This is a genomic window from Ehrlichia chaffeensis str. Arkansas (assembly GCF_000013145.1).
GTDB classification, from domain to species: domain Bacteria; phylum Pseudomonadota; class Alphaproteobacteria; order Rickettsiales; family Anaplasmataceae; genus Ehrlichia; species Ehrlichia chaffeensis.
The window spans coordinates 35,984-52,537 of record NC_007799.1; the positions used below are offsets into that span (position 1 = coordinate 35,984).

Below are 16,554 nucleotides of genomic sequence, written 5' to 3' on the forward strand. Positions count from 1 at the left end.
TCTGCGCTGTTATAATGTATTTACGTATGTTAAAAGTGACAAAGTAAACTTACCTATGGTGTGAATTGAATGTTGGTTAATTACACTTTAATCACAGCTTGCGTCTTATAAGAAAATTACTGTTTATCATTTTTTATATCTTGATCCTTGACAGGTTTTTCATTGTGATTGTCAAAATCATTTTCATGGTGTGAGTTGCTTATATTATTATTTTCATAGTCATCATCTTCATTACTATTGTTGTAATCGTTGTCTTCTTCATCTTCTTCTTCATCTTCATCTTCTTCATCGGTATAGTCATAGTCTTCTTCAGGCTGTTCGCTGTACTCTTCATCTTCATCTATGTACTCATCTAAATCATCGAAGTTAAAATCATCATCTTCGTCTTCATCATCTTCATAATTTGTTTCTGTACTGTTATATATAGCACCTTCTTCTGTTAGATTATTTTCAGTGTTGTTAGGTTTGTTTTCAGGAATATCACTTTCAATACTAGGGATAGGGTCTTCATTTTCTTTTTTTGTTATTTTTACATTATTAGGATCGTAAGGTTCTTGAGTAGGTACGAAAGTGCTTTTCAATAATTTTTTTGTAAAGTTTTTGTCTTCATAATATTTTATTTTTTTTGATTTTATAGGATAAGTAGACTCTATTAAAAGTATTTGTTCATCTCTAGGTAACATTATAACTTCTTGAGGTAATAATAACGCTCTTTGTGTTTCTGATATGTGTAATGAACGAGAGGCAGGGTTTAAATCTAAAAATTTAGGTCTATTTAAAGATTCCTGATTAACTGTTTTATTGCCTATTAGCTGTGATATTAGGTTTGCAGTTTCAATATTGTTTGCTGCAAAAGTAATTCTATAAGTAGAATTTGACAGAAATGAGTTCATTCCTGCTTCCTCATATATACCTTTAAGCTGTTCAGTGTCTTGGATAATCAAAAATAATCTAACTCTATATCCACGGAAATATGCAATACCAGTTTGAAATTGCTCCATCTTTCCTAATGTTGGAAACTCATCCATTAAAAACAATACACCGTAAGGTTCATCATCCGATGGTAAAGTTCGACATAAAAACTCTGTTGCTTGCTGATAGAATACCTGCATTAAAGGCCTAAGACGAGTTAAGTTGTCTGGTGTTAATCCAACATATACTGTTACTTTTTTTCTTTTAAATTCTTGAATATTAAAATCACTTGAAGCTGTTGCTGTATCTATTAACGGGTTTGCCCATAATTCTAAAGATGAGTTCATAGTTGATACTACACCTGAACGCTCTTTATCAGCTTTTTGTAAGAATGCAGCTATATTCATATATGCAACTGGGTGAATTTTTTTCCCTATAGTGTCTAATACAACTGCCAAGTTGTAGACTACGTCATCACTACGCATTGTTCGTACAACTTCTCCAAAGGATTTTACTTTTTCTGGTACTGCTAGTAGATATAATACTACTCCTACAAATAAACTACGTGCTTCGTTGTACCAAAAGTCTTGTTCAGGCATTATTAGATTGGCGATTTTTTGTACATCATCCACCATTTGTCCTGGTTTAGAGCTTATCCAATCCAATGGATTGTAACAGTGACTTACCCCATCAGGTTGAGCTGGATTCCACACAAATACTTCTTGTCCTCTTTTTTTCCTCCATCCACTTGTGAGATCATAGTTTTCTAATTTTATGTCATGTACTATTACAGAGTCTTCCCAAAACAATAAGTTTGGTATTACAAAACCTACACCTTTCCCAGATCCGGTTGGTGCAAATAGTAAAGCATGTTGAAATCCATCAGCAATAAGATAACCTCTTTTGTCTTTTCCTAGTAGTATACCTTTTCTACTACGTAATCCTATTTTTCGAATATCTTTTTCTGTTGCCCATCTTGAATCTCCATGTAATGATTCTTTCTTTTTAAATGGTCTCCAATCGAATAGTATGTTTCTTAAATTCCACAATACTATACTTAGGATACCTATTGGTATACATAGTGATGATATTAACTTTACTAATAGTATTGCATCGTATGAAGAAGGATTATGCCACCAGTGTTCTACGTAATTAAAAACAGTAGGCCAAATTCTGTCTGGAAAGTCGCTGAAACTAGGATTTATAGCGTTGAAATCTAGATAGTCTGGTCCCCATACCATTAAGATAAATAAAACCCCTGATAGATAAAAGCAAAATTCCAACCCGAAGAATGCTCCTAAGACCAGGAATAAAATATTACGTATGTGGTTTGCACTTACACTATCCATAAAAATAACAACTTAATTATAAAACTTACGTATCATTTAACCATTTTTCTGTAAAGATTTAGTGAATAATATTTCTGATACATACCTTTTACCCTCTGATCCTCTTTTTAACTGTATTACAATATCTACTATATTAGTGATGTAATTAATTATTTGATCTGGAGGTATGCCAAGTCCTGCTTGCATAACCATTAATTTTAATTGTTCTAGTGCCATCATTGGTGTGTCAGCGTGTAACGTTGATATGGAACCAGGATGGCCTGTATTAATTGCTCTTAAAAAGCTAAATGCTTCAGATCCACGTAATTCTCCTACTATTATCCTATCTGGACGCAATCTTAGACATGCCTCTATTAAATCTTGAGTGCTGACTTTAGCTCTACCTTGTCCTCCTTTTGAGGCAATTAAATGGACTCTGTTTGGATGATTACTTAAAACAATTTCTCTTGCATCTTCTACTGTTATTAGCCTTTCATTCTGAGGTATACTTCGTAATGCTGCATTGGTAAAAGTTGTTTTTCCTGTTGATGTACCACCACTAATTATTATGTTTTTTTTGTTTATTATAGCATGTTCTAGAAATTGCTTGATCTTTTTTTGCTTTAATAGTTCTTTTAATTGATTATCTGTATTATTTTCTTGAGTTTCTGTTACAGCTTGGTTAAATGCGCCCATTTTTTCATAGTCATCTAATGAAAGTTGCATTGCTGATGGTTTTCTAATTGACATGACTACTGTGGTTGCTTCACAGGCTGGAGGAAATACGATTTGTATACGATAGCCATTAGGTAAAGTTGCTGATAATAATGGATTTTCTTCGCTTATCTTTTGTTCTGTAGCTTGTGCTATTAGTCTGCCTAATGCTTTTAAATGCGATAAATTTAGGGTCGGAATGGATTCACAACGTATATTTCCTCTGTTTTCTATCCATACTTCACATTCCTGGTTAATAGATACTTCATTTACCCCATCTTCATGAAAGATGGATTGTAGTGGTTCGAGATACGTATCTAAGGCGGCATAGCTTGTTGTCATATAAATCCTTTATAATTAATTAACAATGTCTATTCCACGAACTGCTGACTTTGGGAACACAATGTCTTTATTAACAAATACTTTTAGCAAAGTACCTTGGTCTACGTATACTGTAGGATTATTATTAGAATATTTCTTTATTATATCTTTTATAGAGTTTGAAAAATCATCTACTGCCTGAGATAAAATTTTTACAGGTAATGTAGTTTTTGTAGATTTAGACTTATCACCTGTGTCATCTTTCTCCTTATCCTTTTTTTCTTTGCTATCTGACTCTAAAATAGGATAGTTGTTAATCTCAGGGATTTTTGATGTAGCATAGGATGTTGCTATAGATACACCAGCTAACAGTATTGTTGAAGTTAATATATTGCCTATTTTTGTATCAACAACACCTGAAGCTCCTTGTCTTCCTAATTCATCTGTTCCGTTGGAGTCAAGTGTTATGTCAATACCATGAGGGAGGATAACTCTATTCCAAGATATTTGAACTCTAGTTTTTCCGGGGCTAGCATCAAAAGAATAACTTCCTATTAATCTAGATCCTTTTGGAATCATTACTGTATTGCTAGCTTCAGCATAGACGTCTCTTGCTACTATTCCTCTTAGTGTACCTTGTAAATCTGAATTAATAGCAGTTTCTAAGACGACATCAATTATTTTTCCTTGTAAAATTGTTAACTCTAAATTACTCACTTTTGTTGCTACTACATTAGGAGAAGATGTAGTTTGTAAAGAAATAATGGAATTCATCTTGTTAATTGTAGTATCAATATTTGATTCTCTCTCTCCGTTTTCAGAAGTGCCAGATGCTACATTTTGTCCTCCTGAAACTGCTAACATTGATGTAGCTCTTCTTTCTTTGTCATATCCTGTTGTTATAGGTGCAATAGGAGCAGCTATGTCTATTTTATTTTGAACGGGTAAAGGTATTTTTGGTAAAGGTTCAGGTTGGGGCTGCGGTTTAGGTTTAATTTCAACAGGTTGTTTTGGTTTAATTTTTGGTATTTTGGGTATCTCTAGTACTTTAGGTTTTTCAACTGTCGGAATTGATGGTAAAGATGGTGATACTAAAGGTGGTAACTCCGGTAATTGAGGTGGAATGTTTATAGGTGGAGATACTTCTTGGGTTGGTGGTACAGATTCTTTTAATAATTTTTCTATGTCTGCTTCTTCTGTTGTTTGTGGTTTGTTGAGACTATCATCTGGTTTTTTGCCTGTGAAGAAATAATAATAAGCAAACCCTAGTCCAACTAACATCACTCCTATTGTGATAAATTTTTTTCCTTTATTTACTCCAACAACGTTTACATTCTCTTCAATTTCTGTGTATTGGTTGTTTTGATTTTCTTCTGACATAGTGTACCATGGTAAGTTTTATTATAATTTTTTATTAGTAATTTTTACAGATTCACTTTTATATTCTAGATATAAGTTCTTATGTACACCCTTTATTATTACATAATTTTGTAATAATAACATTTTGCAAGGTACTTTTTTCTCAGAGTTATTGTATATGAAAATTTGTGGAATAATTTGGTTATCATTTGAGAACTTAAAATATGTAAGTTTTCCGTCATCAAATAATTCTACAGGTAGTATGTTTTGATTTTCTGATTTTGTCTCTAAAATATAGTGATTACTTGTATTGTTAGGTTTTATTACAACATGCTTTTTTATTTTTTGTACTGCACTAGGCACAGAAATGTCTGGCAGCTTTACTTGATTTAGTTCGAAATCTTCTTCGGTTTTTGGATAGTAGAAACGTACTATATATGTTAAATCTATTAGATCAGAATAGCCTGCTTGGTCATTATTGTCATCACTAGATTCATTTGCACTACGACATATAAGGTCAAAGGCATAACTTCTTCCTTTGTTTGTTTCTATTAACATATTTGTTCTTCCGTTTTTTTCTAATGGCATTATGAATAGTTTGTTACCAACTGGTTTTACTTTCCAGCTTACAGTGTTACCCATTGCTAACATTTTGATAGTTTCACCTTTTGAAAATTCAATGTACGAGTGGTAACCATAGTTAAAAACTACATTATAGATTTCATTATTACTGTATACGAAAGTTTTAATCCTACTGTCTACTGTTACAGGATTATCAACCCTGTTGATGGCATATGCACTGCTGTTAAACATCATTACTAAAACTAATAGTAGTATTGTATAGATTTTATAGAAATTCATCATCTGCCCTATAGTAAGTTATCTGGAATCCTAAAGGATTAATTTGCCGTTCTTGTTCATTCATTTCAAGAGTTACGTATTGAAATGATAATGTAGCTATTCTATCTTTTTTTATTATGCCACTTGGATGGTTAAATTCTAAGGAGAACCTGATTTGTACACTTCCTGGACGCAAATGCTGTAAAGATCTGATTTTAAGATATCCTGATGTTACATTTGCATATAAGTTTAAAGGACTTGCAGGATTACTTAGCCTTATCCAGTTACGGAACTCACTGTATGTTGTTTGGTTAGAAAATAGACGAACTTTTGTGTAATAGTTATATTGAAAATTATTAGGGTCAAAAAGCTCTCTAGATCTTACATATTCTATTATAAAATGATTATTTAAAACTTCGTCTGCTGAGTATTGTTTGACTGATACAGGGTTTACTAAAGTTGTGATTCCAGATTTTTTCTCTATTTCTACTACAAATGGTTCAATAGTTCTGTTTTTGCTTATATTAAAAATGACGAAAACGCTGATTCCTACTGCGCTTAATGCTAGCATGGTAAAAAACAGTAGCATATTTCTTTGTATAACAACTGAGTTATAACGACTGACGTGCCAACTGTATGTTGTTTCTAAATTTGCGTTTGATAGTTTGTTATTATCATTTTTATTATTCTTCTTTCTGAATTTATTAAACATACGTATCATCAACCTTATAGTTTTAAGCTATACTTACAAAAATAAAAATTTCTGTTAATCAGATAGTCGTTGCAGAGTGTATACCTTATTTATTTACATCAGATTAACGTTCATATGTAAAAATAGCATAAAAAATACTTCTAGCAAACGTGACCTAACCTTTTAGCTTTAGTATTGATATAATTAATATTATGTTGATTTGTGTCAACAAAAATAGGTAATATTTTTGTAACTTGTATGCCGTGATTCTGAATTTCTGAAATTTTATTTGGATTGTTTGTTAATAATTGCAATCTTGAAATTCCCAATTTCTGTAGTATTTTTATAGCTGGGATGAATACCCTTTCATCATCTTCAAATCCAAAGAATCTATTAGCATCTACAGTATCAAAATTGTGTTTTATTTGTAGTTGATATGTTCTTATTTTGTTAGCTAGCCCTATACCACGACCATCCTGGGCTAAGTATAAAATTATTCCACCTTTATTTTCTATCATTAACTTTATGGCAGTATGTAGTTGACATCGACAATCACAAGATAAGCTGTTAAGTAGGTCACCAGTGTAACATGAAGAATGAATCCTAATGATAGGATTGCTATAATCTGGATTTTCTATAATAATTGCGTAATGTTCAAGTTCCCCAGTATGTGATCTGTAAACATTTATTTTAGCATTGGAACAGTCTTTTAGAAATAAAGGTGAACTACATACTTCCTGAATTTCATATTCTTTATTATAATTCTCGATTATTTCTTGTCTTATAGGTGTGATGTTGTTTTTAGTACACCAATGTAGTACATCAGAATCATTGATATCAACAACAACTGCTGAGGGTAATAGTTTTGTTAATTTTATTAGGGAAATAGCAGTTATATCTAAAGAGTTTGTACTTACTGTCACATTATCAATAACAAGAGATCCTTTGTGTAATTCTTGACCTGTTAGTAGGGAGGATATATATTCTAGATCATGAGATTCTTTAATTTTGATTCTTGAGAGTTGGTTTCCTGAAGATTGGAAGATGAAGTTTAATCTATTACCGGTTACTAATATGTTGATATCTTTAAAATGTTTTTTCAATGTGTTTAGTAATTGATTATCTATTAATTCGCTGGGGAAGATGAGTAAGCTATCATTGCTGTTATATAGCAATACTGGGATACCACATCTTAGTTCTGCGATAGACTTTTCTGTAATATACTTGTTGGAGTGAAATCTGTTAAATAAATTTTCCATATTATGCTCAAATATTACATGGTGCGGTTGAGAAGACTCGAACTTCCAAGGTTTTTATCAAACCACAGCGACCTCAACGCTGCGTGTCTACCATTCCACCACAACCGCGGTTCATAGCCTTTAATCCTAAATAAATTCACTGCGTGTGTCAACGTAGCTTGTTAACTATAAATTAATAACTTTCTTTGATTTTTAAAAGATATTCTATAATACAATGCTTATTATAATTGAGATTAGATTTATTGTAAAAGAATTTATTATGAGTATAGATTGGTCCCATTACTTTAATATTGTGAACATAATACATGTGATGAACTTTAATATAGGGCATATGGGAAATGTTAATATGATTAAATAATACACGAAGTTGTGCTAAACATGCGAAATTATAATACTCTATAAGTTTGTATAAAGATGGTCATGTATATCTTAAGCTGTTGAATTGGTGTAGAAGTTTTTTTAGATTGTAAAATTTATAACTAACTAACTGATATGTACTTTAATGTTAAGGTATTATATTGGTGATGTATTACATGTGCTGGTTTTAAACTTCAATTTTGTTAGATTGTGCAACAAAAAGTATTCCTTCGACTTGTGATCCATATATTTTACAGTAGCTAGAATAGCTACACTGTAATCCTGATTCTATAATAGATGATTTTATATACTTGTCTGAATGGCAAAAGAAATCTCCTTCATTTATAAATTGGAAACCTGATCCTTTCTTTCTTCTTGCAAGTCCGATAATAATACCATCTGTCTCTAACATTGTTTTTAGTAATTTAAGAATAGGATTTAAACTGCCTGTGTACTGTAGTACTTCAGTTAGAATGATAACGTTGTATTTTTTCTTGTTTTGGTTTTTCTTAAGAAAATCAAAAATGCTTATATTTATTAATTCATTATAAGCTTGTTTACCGTTTACAAAACAGCCTCTTGCTATATTTATCATTTTGTTTGATATGTCAATGCCTGTTATATGATTACCTATACTTTTCATTTTTAAAAATTGACCACATATACCAGTACCACATCCAAGGTCTAAAATATTTAAGTATGAAGATTTATTTCCAAAAAAGTTTATTATTAGAGACTTAACATATTCATGTGCTTTGTATTGTTTTGCTATAAGCCAATGTTCTACAAAATGTTCGCTAGTGTAATCGAAATATTGCTTTATAATGTTTTCAGGCACATATACAATACTTTCTGGATTTGTTATTTTGTTTAAGTAGTATAAAGCATCTGCATAATTATTATCTAATTCTATTGCACGTGTAAAATTTTGTTGTGCTTTATTGAAGTTTTGTAGTGTAAAGTAACATCTTCCAATATTATAATATACTACTGGTAATTTAGGTTTAAAGATACTAATAAGGCGAAATCTGAATTTTGCATCAGATATATTTCCTTTGTAAAAGTGGTATAAACCAAGATCTATATTAGTTTCAAGTAAGTTTTTTAGCTTATTTTGTAATAGAATGGCTTCCTTTTTTATGGAAGTGATTTTGTTTTTTATAGATTGAGAAATATCTTGTGGTTTCGGTATAGTTTTATTAATACTCGATATTAAAGACGATACATTACGCTTTGTTATGAAGAAGTTACTTTTCATATGCCACTCGTCAAATTTTTGTTTAATACTAATATAGCATAAATATGTTATAATGAATAAACATAAACATATTGTTAAATTGGTAAAATAAAGTTTTCATATAACTTTCTGTGGTGTTCTATTGATTGAATTATTATATTAGTTTTTTGTGCAAGATCTTTATACATTCCGTATTTTTTATTTAATTCATTTTTATGAGATATATGTTTTAAGAAACTCAAATGCATGTGTGATATTATAAAATGTATTATTTGCGTGTCTATAAGTCGGGAAATTACATTATTGAGGACCTTAAAATTTTTTCCAGTGATTTTTGATAGTAAAAATAGCATTAACTTAATATTGAAATGAATGAGTATCATTATATATATTACACAACATAGTACTACACTCAAGCAACCAATCATTACAGAACGTAGATAGTTTGATTCTTCGCTTTCTTCTAAGGAAAAAACTCCTGTTGCACAAAGCATCTTCATTTTATGGTATAATACCATTATAGGTACAAAACAAAAAACCAACAGTCCATTTATGTTTGCTTCTTTTAGTTTCATAAAAACCCATTTATTACTGCTGACATTGTAGCATAACTATATACTGTATAAAAGTTTATTGGTCTAAGAAAGTAAAATAGTGACTTATTAGACACGATAAATGCCATTGAATATATATGATACCATCCCTTCCATTAAAATAGTGTTATCATGTTGGTATGATATTAATAAATCACCACCTTGTAAACATACGACTGCTGTCTTGTTGGTGTATTGACGTCTTATTGCTGCGACTAATGCTGCACATGCTCCGCTGCCACATGAGGCTGTCTCCCCAGTTCCGCGTTCCCAGACCCTAAGTTTTATTTTATCTCTGGATACAATTTCAGCAATACTAATGTTTGCCCTTTTGGGGAAAAGGTGATGATTTTCTAGTTTTGGTCCTAGTTTATCTAGTGGAATTGTCTCTATGGAATCAACAAAAAATATTGCATGAGGATTCCCTACATTTATTCCTACAGGATCGCTTAACATTTCTAATTCTATAGGTAAGTGCAAAGTATCACATTCTTGAGATGTAGGTATATCTGTCCAATGGAATTTTGCTACTCCTATGTTGACTTGTACTCTATTTTCCGATGTCCTTAAACATGATAATATACGGTCAGATAGTTCAATTGTTATATTATTATCTTGTTTTTCATTGCTTAATAAGTATCCAACACATCTTGCAGCATTTCCGCACATTTCAACTTTGCTTCCATCTGCATTATATATGTGCATAAAGCAATCTGCTTTTTCAGATTCTGTTATAATAATGATTTGGTCACAACCAATACCTGTTTTTCTATTGGCAATTGCTTTATAGTTAATGTTACTATAAGATTTTTTCCTACAATCTATGATTACAAAATCATTAGAGGTTCCATGCATTTTTATAAAATCTATCATTACAATATTAAGAAAAAAATGGTAACGTAATTATTGTGATCGATTTTAACGAGTTTTCAAATATTTATTTTTGTAGATAGATACAGTCTATTACTGCTAACAGCAATAAATGCTATGTAAATAATGTATTGATCCTAGATATGCCAACGTTGTTAAGGCTGTTATATTTATAAAAAAATATAAATTACTACAACAGTAAATAAGTTTTACATAATACTTGTGTAGAAGTGTAGATCTTTTTTATGTAATGGTTCTAACATTTTATATACTTATGGAGTTTTTTAATAACTGTACTGCTTCTTTATGTTCAGCAATAAAACTTTCTTCTATGTTTTTTGGAAGTTTGATATTGAAATTTGAGATGAAAAATTGAGATATGTCCTGTAATCTTGCTACATTATTCTTTTTTTTGCTGATAAATTTATAAGAAGAAATGCCTTTTAATATTTCAATATTGAGGAGTTTATTTAATAGTACTGATTCCATTGTTGTATTAATTCTTAATAGTATGTTGCTGATGATTTGATCTTCTGGTAAGGATATGTTGTAATCTTTAGAATGTATTGTTATTATGTATAAGCATGATATTTGTAATAAGTGTGTTTGTTTATATTTTTGATTTTTTATTATTTCCCATGTTATTTTAGTGGATTTTGTGTCATTTTTATTATTGATAAATGGCATATCTGACATTTCTTTAACCTAAGAGAATCAATTACGATATTATAGATACTGATAGTTAAATAATGTATAATAATGGCATTTGTTTTAATGTTGATAGTAAAGAGTTATATATTTGTTTAATAAGCCTATAATGTTGTTTTTTATTTATGGTGGTACTGTTTATTATAAATATTTTAACTTGAATGATTATTGAATGCGTCAAATGAATGTTATAATTGCTGTAGTTGATCTTACTAGAAATTAAATAGTTCTGCTCAAGTTACAACTCGTGTGTAGATATTTGTCAAATTTTATTGAAAATATTGCAATTTTTATTGTAGTGCTAGACGTAATGGGTTCTAGCATTGTATTTTCGTTAAATATTTTATGGCATTGTTAAAATAGAGGGTGCAAAGGAATATTATAGCCTTTCGAATGTTTGTTATGTGTATAATGTAGTTAATGGTGTTAATGATTGGCATAGCGTTAAAGATATTAATATTTTATTTAATAAATTAACAAGTATAAAAGTATTAATATTTTTTAATTTTTTATTACTGATAGTATAGTCTTGGACTGTATTTATTTATATGTTAATTTTGCCAAGTAATATGATGACAAAGTTTTGTGTTACTATGAGAATAAATTTGATTTTATAATAAAAAACACTTAATAAATTTTCTGTAGTTTATAAAGATATTTAACTATTTTAGTGATTTATTAAATTGTTAAACAAGGTAACTTATATGTTAAAGCCTCATGATTTTACTTTTCGTAATATGAAAAAAATACAAGATTTTAGTTGTAGTGGTAAAACTGTATTGCTGCGTGCGGATTTAAATGTTCCAGTAGATAATGGGATAGTTTTGGATGATACTAGGATTGTTAGATTAACTACAACTATAAAATATTTATTGAGTAATGATGCGAAAATTGTCATAATGTCGCACTATGGATCTCCTAAATCTTATGATAAAGAATTTTCTTTAAAGTTTGTGGTTGAGTATTTGAATAAAATATTTGCAACAAATGTAGTATTTATAGATGGTGTAATTGGAGATTATGTAGAACAGACTATTCAATCTGTTCCAGCAGGGACTATATTGCTGCTAGAAAATTTGAGATTTTACGCAGAAGAAGAAAAGAATGATTTGAATTTTGCAAAACAACTTGCGTTGTTGGCTGATATATATGTTAATGATGCTTTTTCTTGTTTACATCGTAAGCATGCTTCTATAGATGCGATTACTAGAGTTATGCCGTCTTTTATTGGCTTTAATTTTCAAGAAGAAATGAAATATTTGAGTTGTGTTGTTTCAAATAGTGAGAAGCCAGTAGCTGTTATAGTTGGTGGTTCAAAAATATCAACAAAAGTTCATATGTTAAAAAATTTGATTAAAAAAATAGATTTTTTGATAGTGGGAGGAGCCATTGCGAATAATTTTTTGTTATCACAAGGTTTAAAAATAGGTAAGTCGTTATACGAAGAGTTAGAAAAAGATCTTGTAACAGAAATTGTAGATCTTGCTAAGAGATATGAATGTAAGATAATTGTCCCTGTTGATTACGTAGTGGCTAAAAATTACATTTGTGGGGATAGTACAATAAAAGACAATGACACTTTAGAGTCTGATGATATGATATTAGATGTAGGACCTCAAACTGTTAACATGATTGCTGCTACGATAAATAAATGTAGAACAGTGCTATGGAATGGTCCGTGTGGTATGTTTGAAAAAGAACCTTTTTCTAAAGGAACATTTAGTGTTGCGAACTTGTTGTCAAAATTGACTAAGGTAGGAAAGCTAAAAAGTATTGTTGGAGGTGGAGATAGTATATGTGCAATAAAATTATCTGGACTTTCAAATGAAGACTTTACTTATATTTCTACAGGAGGAGGAGCTTTATTGCATTTTTTGAGTATCGCATGATTTTAAAAGTAATATAAAGTTCACTTTAAAGTGTATGTATTGTCTAAATATGACAGAGTTTTATTGGTAATCAGTTTAAAATGTGTTTTCTTTAATGTAGTAGTTTAACGAAGCAATATCAGTTTTTATTCTTAATATGCTACAGCATTGAGAGTTTCTATTTTGTTAGTATTTGGTACATATGTATCCGAAATCTGTATTTATAAAGAATAATGTTGATTGATATTAGTTTAATTTTTTCAAAGAGCTATTTCTGTATTGTAAAGCACAAAATATGTAATAGATATGAATTTTTTTATCATATGTTACTTAGAAATGGTTTTGTTTGTTGTGATTTAGAATATGGATACATTGATTTGAGTTGTGAGTAGTAATTGCTTATGGCGTATTAAAGAGCTTATATTGAACAGTTGTTAATTGATTTGATGTTGTCAGATTGGTATGTTGACAAGCAGGGGTTATAATTTCTTATTTTATTATAGCTTCTATTATACCATCTTTTAGTTCAATTGATATAATATCATTTGATTTTAGTTTTTTTATACTGCTGATGTGGTTACGGTTTGTATCGTATAATACAGCATATCCTGCTTCTAAAGTTTTTTCTTTGTTAAATTTATTGATTTTATTATATAGCGCGTTTAGGGATTGTTTCTTATTTAATAGCAGTATTTTTAGCAATACTTCTATTTTGTTTTTGTATTCAGATAGTTGAAGTTTTAGTACTTTAATTTGATGTTTAGTTTTGATTAAGTTGTTGTGTAAATAAAACAGCCTCTCTTTTTTTTTATTTATTTTATAGTGTAAAGTTGTCTTTATTTTGTTGAATTTACTGTTTATATGTTCTATGAGTTGGGTTTTTGTTGGCAAAACAATTTCTACTGCTGCTGTAGGTGTAGGAGCACGTACATCTGCTGCATAATCAATTAAAGTAAAGTCAGTTTCATGACCGATTGCAGAAACTATAGGAATGCTAGATCTAGCTACTGCCCTTACTATTGATTCATCATTAAAAATCCATAAATCTTCTATACTGCCTCCTCCTCTGGCGATAATGATTACGTCTGGTTTATTTGTATCGGCGTTGTTTAGTTTTGATATTGCATCTATAATTTGGTTGATAGATTCATTGCCTTGTACGGATACTGGAGATATAACTATGTGACTTGGAAAGCGGCTTTTCACTCTGTTTAGTATGTCGTTAATCACTGCTCCAGTAGTAGATGTGATTACACCTGTAATTTTAGGTAGTAAAGGCAAAGGTTTTTTGTTTGATTGATCAAAAAGTCCTTCTTTTTCTAATTTTGCTTTTCTTTGTTCAAGCATTATTTTCAAGTTGCCTATTCCGGCTAGCAACATGTTTTCTGTTATTAGCTGATATTTTGATTGGTAGGTTGTTAGGAACCCGGAGCATATGACTTCCAATCCATTTTTTAAATCAAATTCAACTTTGGTATTGTTCCAGCATATTGCATTGAGTACAGCAGCATCATCTTTTAATGTGAAATATGTATGCCCAGATTTTGGTTGTGATAAATTGCTGATTTCTCCTCTAACTTTTATATGAGTAAACGTTTCATGTACAAAATTTTGGAAAATTTTAGTGATTTCACTAACAGTAAATTCTGGTGTCATAAAAAAGCTATCTCAAACAAGTTTCCTATCTTTATTTGTATGCTATCAGTTTCTTTTGGTACATATTGTATTATATGTTCAAATTTATAATCTTCTTTACTAGGAATAATATCAGTTTTGTGTTTATTTAATTTTTCTGAAGAAATTGCTTTTTTTTGTTTATTGTAGAATACAAAATGTATGCCGGGTATAAATCTTTCTTGATCAGATTGGTTCTTAATCACTCCTTCAACTTTTATTGCAATGCTATCTTTGTTATTCTTTAAAATTTTTATTTGAGAATTTGCGAGCTGTATATTTGTTGTGTCGTACATTTCTATTATACGGTAAATCTTCCTGATTTTATATGGCATGTTATTTTGCAGCATAACAGAAAGTGAAAATACTAATAATATCATTGCAACTATTGATGATATTTTTTTTACAAGAAAACTACTCTTAGTAGAATTATTAAGGATAGTGTTCTTATTGCTTTGTAAGTTGGGATTTGTTGCATGTTCTTTATTTATGTAGTCCTTTTCAGGATGATCTATGTTATCTTGTGAGGGGACATGCATCCACGTATTATTGCAGTTTGTGCATCTAACTTTTTTACCGCTAGTAGGGAATTTACTGCTATCTACCCTATAAACTGCGTTACAATTTTTGCATTCTATCCGCATTAACACAAGTTTGTTGATTATGTATTATAACATATATAGTGTATTATTCTCAACATGTCTATAATGTATGTAATTTACATCATCTGATATTATAACTGGGGCTATTATGGTATAGGTTGTAATGGAATAAAATACTTGTATTTTATTGTCCGTTTTGTTAGCATGAAATTTTATGAAAAACTAGTTGTAAATATGGAAAACTTTTGTAATTTTAAAGACGCTATTGAAGATGCGTGGAATAATTTAGCTAATCTTTCTAGTAATACTTCAATTAAAAAAGTTGTTGATGATGTTATGGATCTTTTAGATCAGGGTAAGATCCGCATATGTGAGAAAGTAGGAGATCAATGGGTAGTTAATGAATGGGCGAAAAAAGCTATATTACTGTGTTTCCGTGTGTATGACATGAATCTTGCAGAAATTAGCAGTGCAGACTCAATGCTTGGTAACTTATGTTGGTTTGATAAAGTGCAATTGAAATTTGGTAGATGGAGTGCTGATGATTTTAGAGCAGCAAAAGTTAGAGCTGTACCTGGGTCAATGGTTCGTAAGTCTGCTTATATTGCTCCTAATGTAGTATTGATGCCTAGTTTTGTAAATGTAGGTGCATATGTAGGTGAAGGTACTATGATTGATACTTGGGCATCTGTCGGAAGTTGTGCTCAAATTGGTAAGCATTGTCATATTTCTGGTGGTGCAGGGATAGGAGGTGTGTTAGAACCATTAAGTTCTAGACCTGTTGTCATAGAAGATAATTGTTTTATTGGTGCTCGTAGTGAAATTGTTGAAGGTGTAGTAGTAGGTGAAGGTTCAGTAATTGCTATGGGTGTTTATATTGGGGCTTCTACTAGAATTGTTGATAGAGCATCTGGTGAAATATCTTACGGAAAAATTCCTCCATATTCTGTAGTAGTGCCTGGTTCTTATGGTAGTGGTGATTTATCATTATATTGTGCTGTGATTGTCAAAAAAGTTGATGATAAAACTAGAAGTAAAGTATCTATTAATGAACTTTTAAGAGATGATTCTTAATACATAACTATAAATCTATATATCATTAGTTTAGAATATAAAAAACAAATGTACTTTATAGGTGAAGTAAGCGTTTTAGCTAAGTTGTATCGTATATTTTTTGCTAAAATATGCTAGTCAATTACTTGGTAATGTGTCACTCAGTTG

General features: G+C 30.2%; 14 protein-coding genes and 1 tRNA gene. 2 read left to right on the plus strand and 13 right to left on the minus strand.

Annotated features, from left to right (window positions below; all coding sequences use genetic code 11):
- Positions 1-116: 116 nt before the first annotated feature.
- The 11 genes from ECH_RS00205 to ECH_RS00255 form a co-directional block, all read right to left on the minus strand.
- A complete protein-coding gene (locus ECH_RS00205) occupies positions 117-2,261 on the minus strand; it encodes a type IV secretory system conjugative DNA transfer family protein (protein ID WP_011452363.1) in 2,145 nt (714 codons plus the stop codon).
- A 36-nt stretch (positions 2,262-2,297) separates the two neighbouring features.
- The gene (gene virB11, locus ECH_RS00210) at positions 2,298-3,296 is read right to left on the minus strand and encodes a P-type DNA transfer ATPase VirB11 (RefSeq protein ID WP_006010241.1); all 999 of its coding nucleotides are present in this window, start codon (positions 3,294-3,296) and stop codon (positions 2,298-2,300) included.
- A gap of 15 nt (positions 3,297-3,311) precedes the next feature.
- Complete coding sequence (locus tag ECH_RS00215) at positions 3,312-4,655, minus strand: TrbI/VirB10 family protein (RefSeq protein ID WP_006010239.1); 1,344 nt, start codon at positions 4,653-4,655, stop codon at positions 3,312-3,314.
- A gap of 21 nt (positions 4,656-4,676) precedes the next feature.
- The gene (gene virB9, locus ECH_RS00220; protein WP_011452364.1) at positions 4,677-5,498 is read right to left on the minus strand and encodes a P-type conjugative transfer protein VirB9; all 822 of its coding nucleotides are present in this window, start codon (positions 5,496-5,498) and stop codon (positions 4,677-4,679) included.
- Positions 5,482-6,186, minus strand: a complete 705-nt coding sequence (locus tag ECH_RS00225; protein WP_080502270.1) for a virB8 family protein — start codon at positions 6,184-6,186, stop codon at positions 5,482-5,484. Before ECH_RS00225 ends, virB9 begins: the two co-directional genes overlap by 17 nt.
- 140 nt (positions 6,187-6,326) lie before the next feature.
- Entirely contained in the window at positions 6,327-7,424 is a 1,098-nt protein-coding gene (locus ECH_RS00230) for a GTP cyclohydrolase II (RefSeq protein WP_011452366.1), read from the minus strand.
- A 19-nt stretch (positions 7,425-7,443) separates the two neighbouring features.
- Positions 7,444-7,532: transfer RNA gene (locus ECH_RS00235), tRNA-Leu, on the minus strand.
- 436 nt (positions 7,533-7,968) lie between these two features.
- Positions 7,969-9,039, minus strand: a complete 1,071-nt coding sequence (locus ECH_RS00240) for a methyltransferase domain-containing protein (RefSeq protein ID WP_011452368.1) — start codon at positions 9,037-9,039, stop codon at positions 7,969-7,971.
- Positions 9,040-9,113: 74 nt separating this feature from the next.
- A complete protein-coding gene (locus tag ECH_RS00245) occupies positions 9,114-9,593 on the minus strand; it encodes a hypothetical protein (RefSeq protein ID WP_044148114.1) in 480 nt (159 codons plus the stop codon).
- An 87-nt stretch (positions 9,594-9,680) separates the two neighbouring features.
- Positions 9,681-10,484, minus strand: a complete 804-nt coding sequence (dapF, locus tag ECH_RS00250) for a diaminopimelate epimerase (RefSeq protein ID WP_011452370.1) — start codon at positions 10,482-10,484, stop codon at positions 9,681-9,683.
- Between the two features lie 261 nt (positions 10,485-10,745).
- Positions 10,746-11,177 carry a hypothetical protein gene (locus tag ECH_RS00255; protein WP_006010706.1) on the minus strand — a complete coding sequence of 144 codons (432 nt, stop codon included), beginning with the start codon at positions 11,175-11,177 and terminating at the stop codon, positions 10,746-10,748.
- Positions 11,178-11,893: 716 nt separating this feature from the next.
- Here ECH_RS00255 and ECH_RS00260 point away from each other — a divergent pair.
- On the plus strand, positions 11,894-13,078 hold the full coding sequence (locus ECH_RS00260; protein ID WP_006010704.1) for a phosphoglycerate kinase: 1,185 nt from the start codon (positions 11,894-11,896) through the stop codon (positions 13,076-13,078).
- A 468-nt stretch (positions 13,079-13,546) separates the two neighbouring features.
- Here ECH_RS00260 and xseA read toward each other — a convergent pair whose 3' ends face one another.
- Both xseA and ECH_RS00270 read right to left on the minus strand, forming a co-directional pair.
- Entirely contained in the window at positions 13,547-14,713 is a 1,167-nt protein-coding gene (gene xseA / locus ECH_RS00265; protein ID WP_006010703.1) for an exodeoxyribonuclease VII large subunit, read from the minus strand.
- The gene (locus tag ECH_RS00270; RefSeq protein WP_006010701.1) at positions 14,710-15,375 is read right to left on the minus strand and encodes a zinc-ribbon domain-containing protein; all 666 of its coding nucleotides are present in this window, start codon (positions 15,373-15,375) and stop codon (positions 14,710-14,712) included. Before ECH_RS00270 ends, xseA begins: the two co-directional genes overlap by 4 nt.
- Before the next feature lie 192 nt (positions 15,376-15,567).
- On the opposite strand from ECH_RS00270, the gene dapD reads away from it, so the two are divergent.
- Positions 15,568-16,407: a 2,3,4,5-tetrahydropyridine-2,6-dicarboxylate N-succinyltransferase gene (gene dapD, locus ECH_RS00275; protein ID WP_011452376.1), complete on the plus strand. Its 840-nt coding sequence runs from the start codon at positions 15,568-15,570 to the stop codon at positions 16,405-16,407.
- Positions 16,408-16,554 lie beyond the last annotated feature (147 nt).

What these genes read in the sequence shown, in the direction of transcription:
- virB9 (WP_011452364.1), bottom strand. Translation starts at nt 5,498, where the DNA reads ATGATGAATTTCTATAAAATCTATACAATACTACTATTAGTTTTAGTA.
- ECH_RS00260 (WP_006010704.1), top strand. Translation starts at nt 11,894, where the DNA reads ATGTTAAAGCCTCATGATTTTACTTTTCGTAATATGAAAAAAATACAA.
- ECH_RS00225 (WP_080502270.1), bottom strand. Translation starts at nt 6,186, where the DNA reads ATGTTTAATAAATTCAGAAAGAAGAATAATAAAAATGATAATAACAAA.
- dapF (WP_011452370.1), bottom strand. Translation starts at nt 10,484, where the DNA reads ATGATAGATTTTATAAAAATGCATGGAACCTCTAATGATTTTGTAATC.
- ECH_RS00255 (WP_006010706.1), bottom strand. Translation starts at nt 11,177, where the DNA reads ATGTCAGATATGCCATTTATCAATAATAAAAATGACACAAAATCCACT.
- ECH_RS00245 (WP_044148114.1), bottom strand. Translation starts at nt 9,593, where the DNA reads ATGAAACTAAAAGAAGCAAACATAAATGGACTGTTGGTTTTTTGTTTT.
- xseA (WP_006010703.1), bottom strand. Translation starts at nt 14,713, where the DNA reads ATGACACCAGAATTTACTGTTAGTGAAATCACTAAAATTTTCCAAAAT.
- ECH_RS00205 (WP_011452363.1), bottom strand. Translation starts at nt 2,261, where the DNA reads ATGGATAGTGTAAGTGCAAACCACATACGTAATATTTTATTCCTGGTC.
- ECH_RS00240 (WP_011452368.1), bottom strand. Translation starts at nt 9,039, where the DNA reads ATGAAAAGTAACTTCTTCATAACAAAGCGTAATGTATCGTCTTTAATA.
- ECH_RS00270 (WP_006010701.1), bottom strand. Translation starts at nt 15,375, where the DNA reads ATGCGGATAGAATGCAAAAATTGTAACGCAGTTTATAGGGTAGATAGC.
- dapD (WP_011452376.1), top strand. Translation starts at nt 15,568, where the DNA reads ATGGAAAACTTTTGTAATTTTAAAGACGCTATTGAAGATGCGTGGAAT.
- ECH_RS00215 (WP_006010239.1), bottom strand. Translation starts at nt 4,655, where the DNA reads ATGTCAGAAGAAAATCAAAACAACCAATACACAGAAATTGAAGAGAAT.
- ECH_RS00230 (WP_011452366.1), bottom strand. Translation starts at nt 7,424, where the DNA reads ATGGAAAATTTATTTAACAGATTTCACTCCAACAAGTATATTACAGAA.
- virB11 (WP_006010241.1), bottom strand. Translation starts at nt 3,296, where the DNA reads ATGACAACAAGCTATGCCGCCTTAGATACGTATCTCGAACCACTACAA.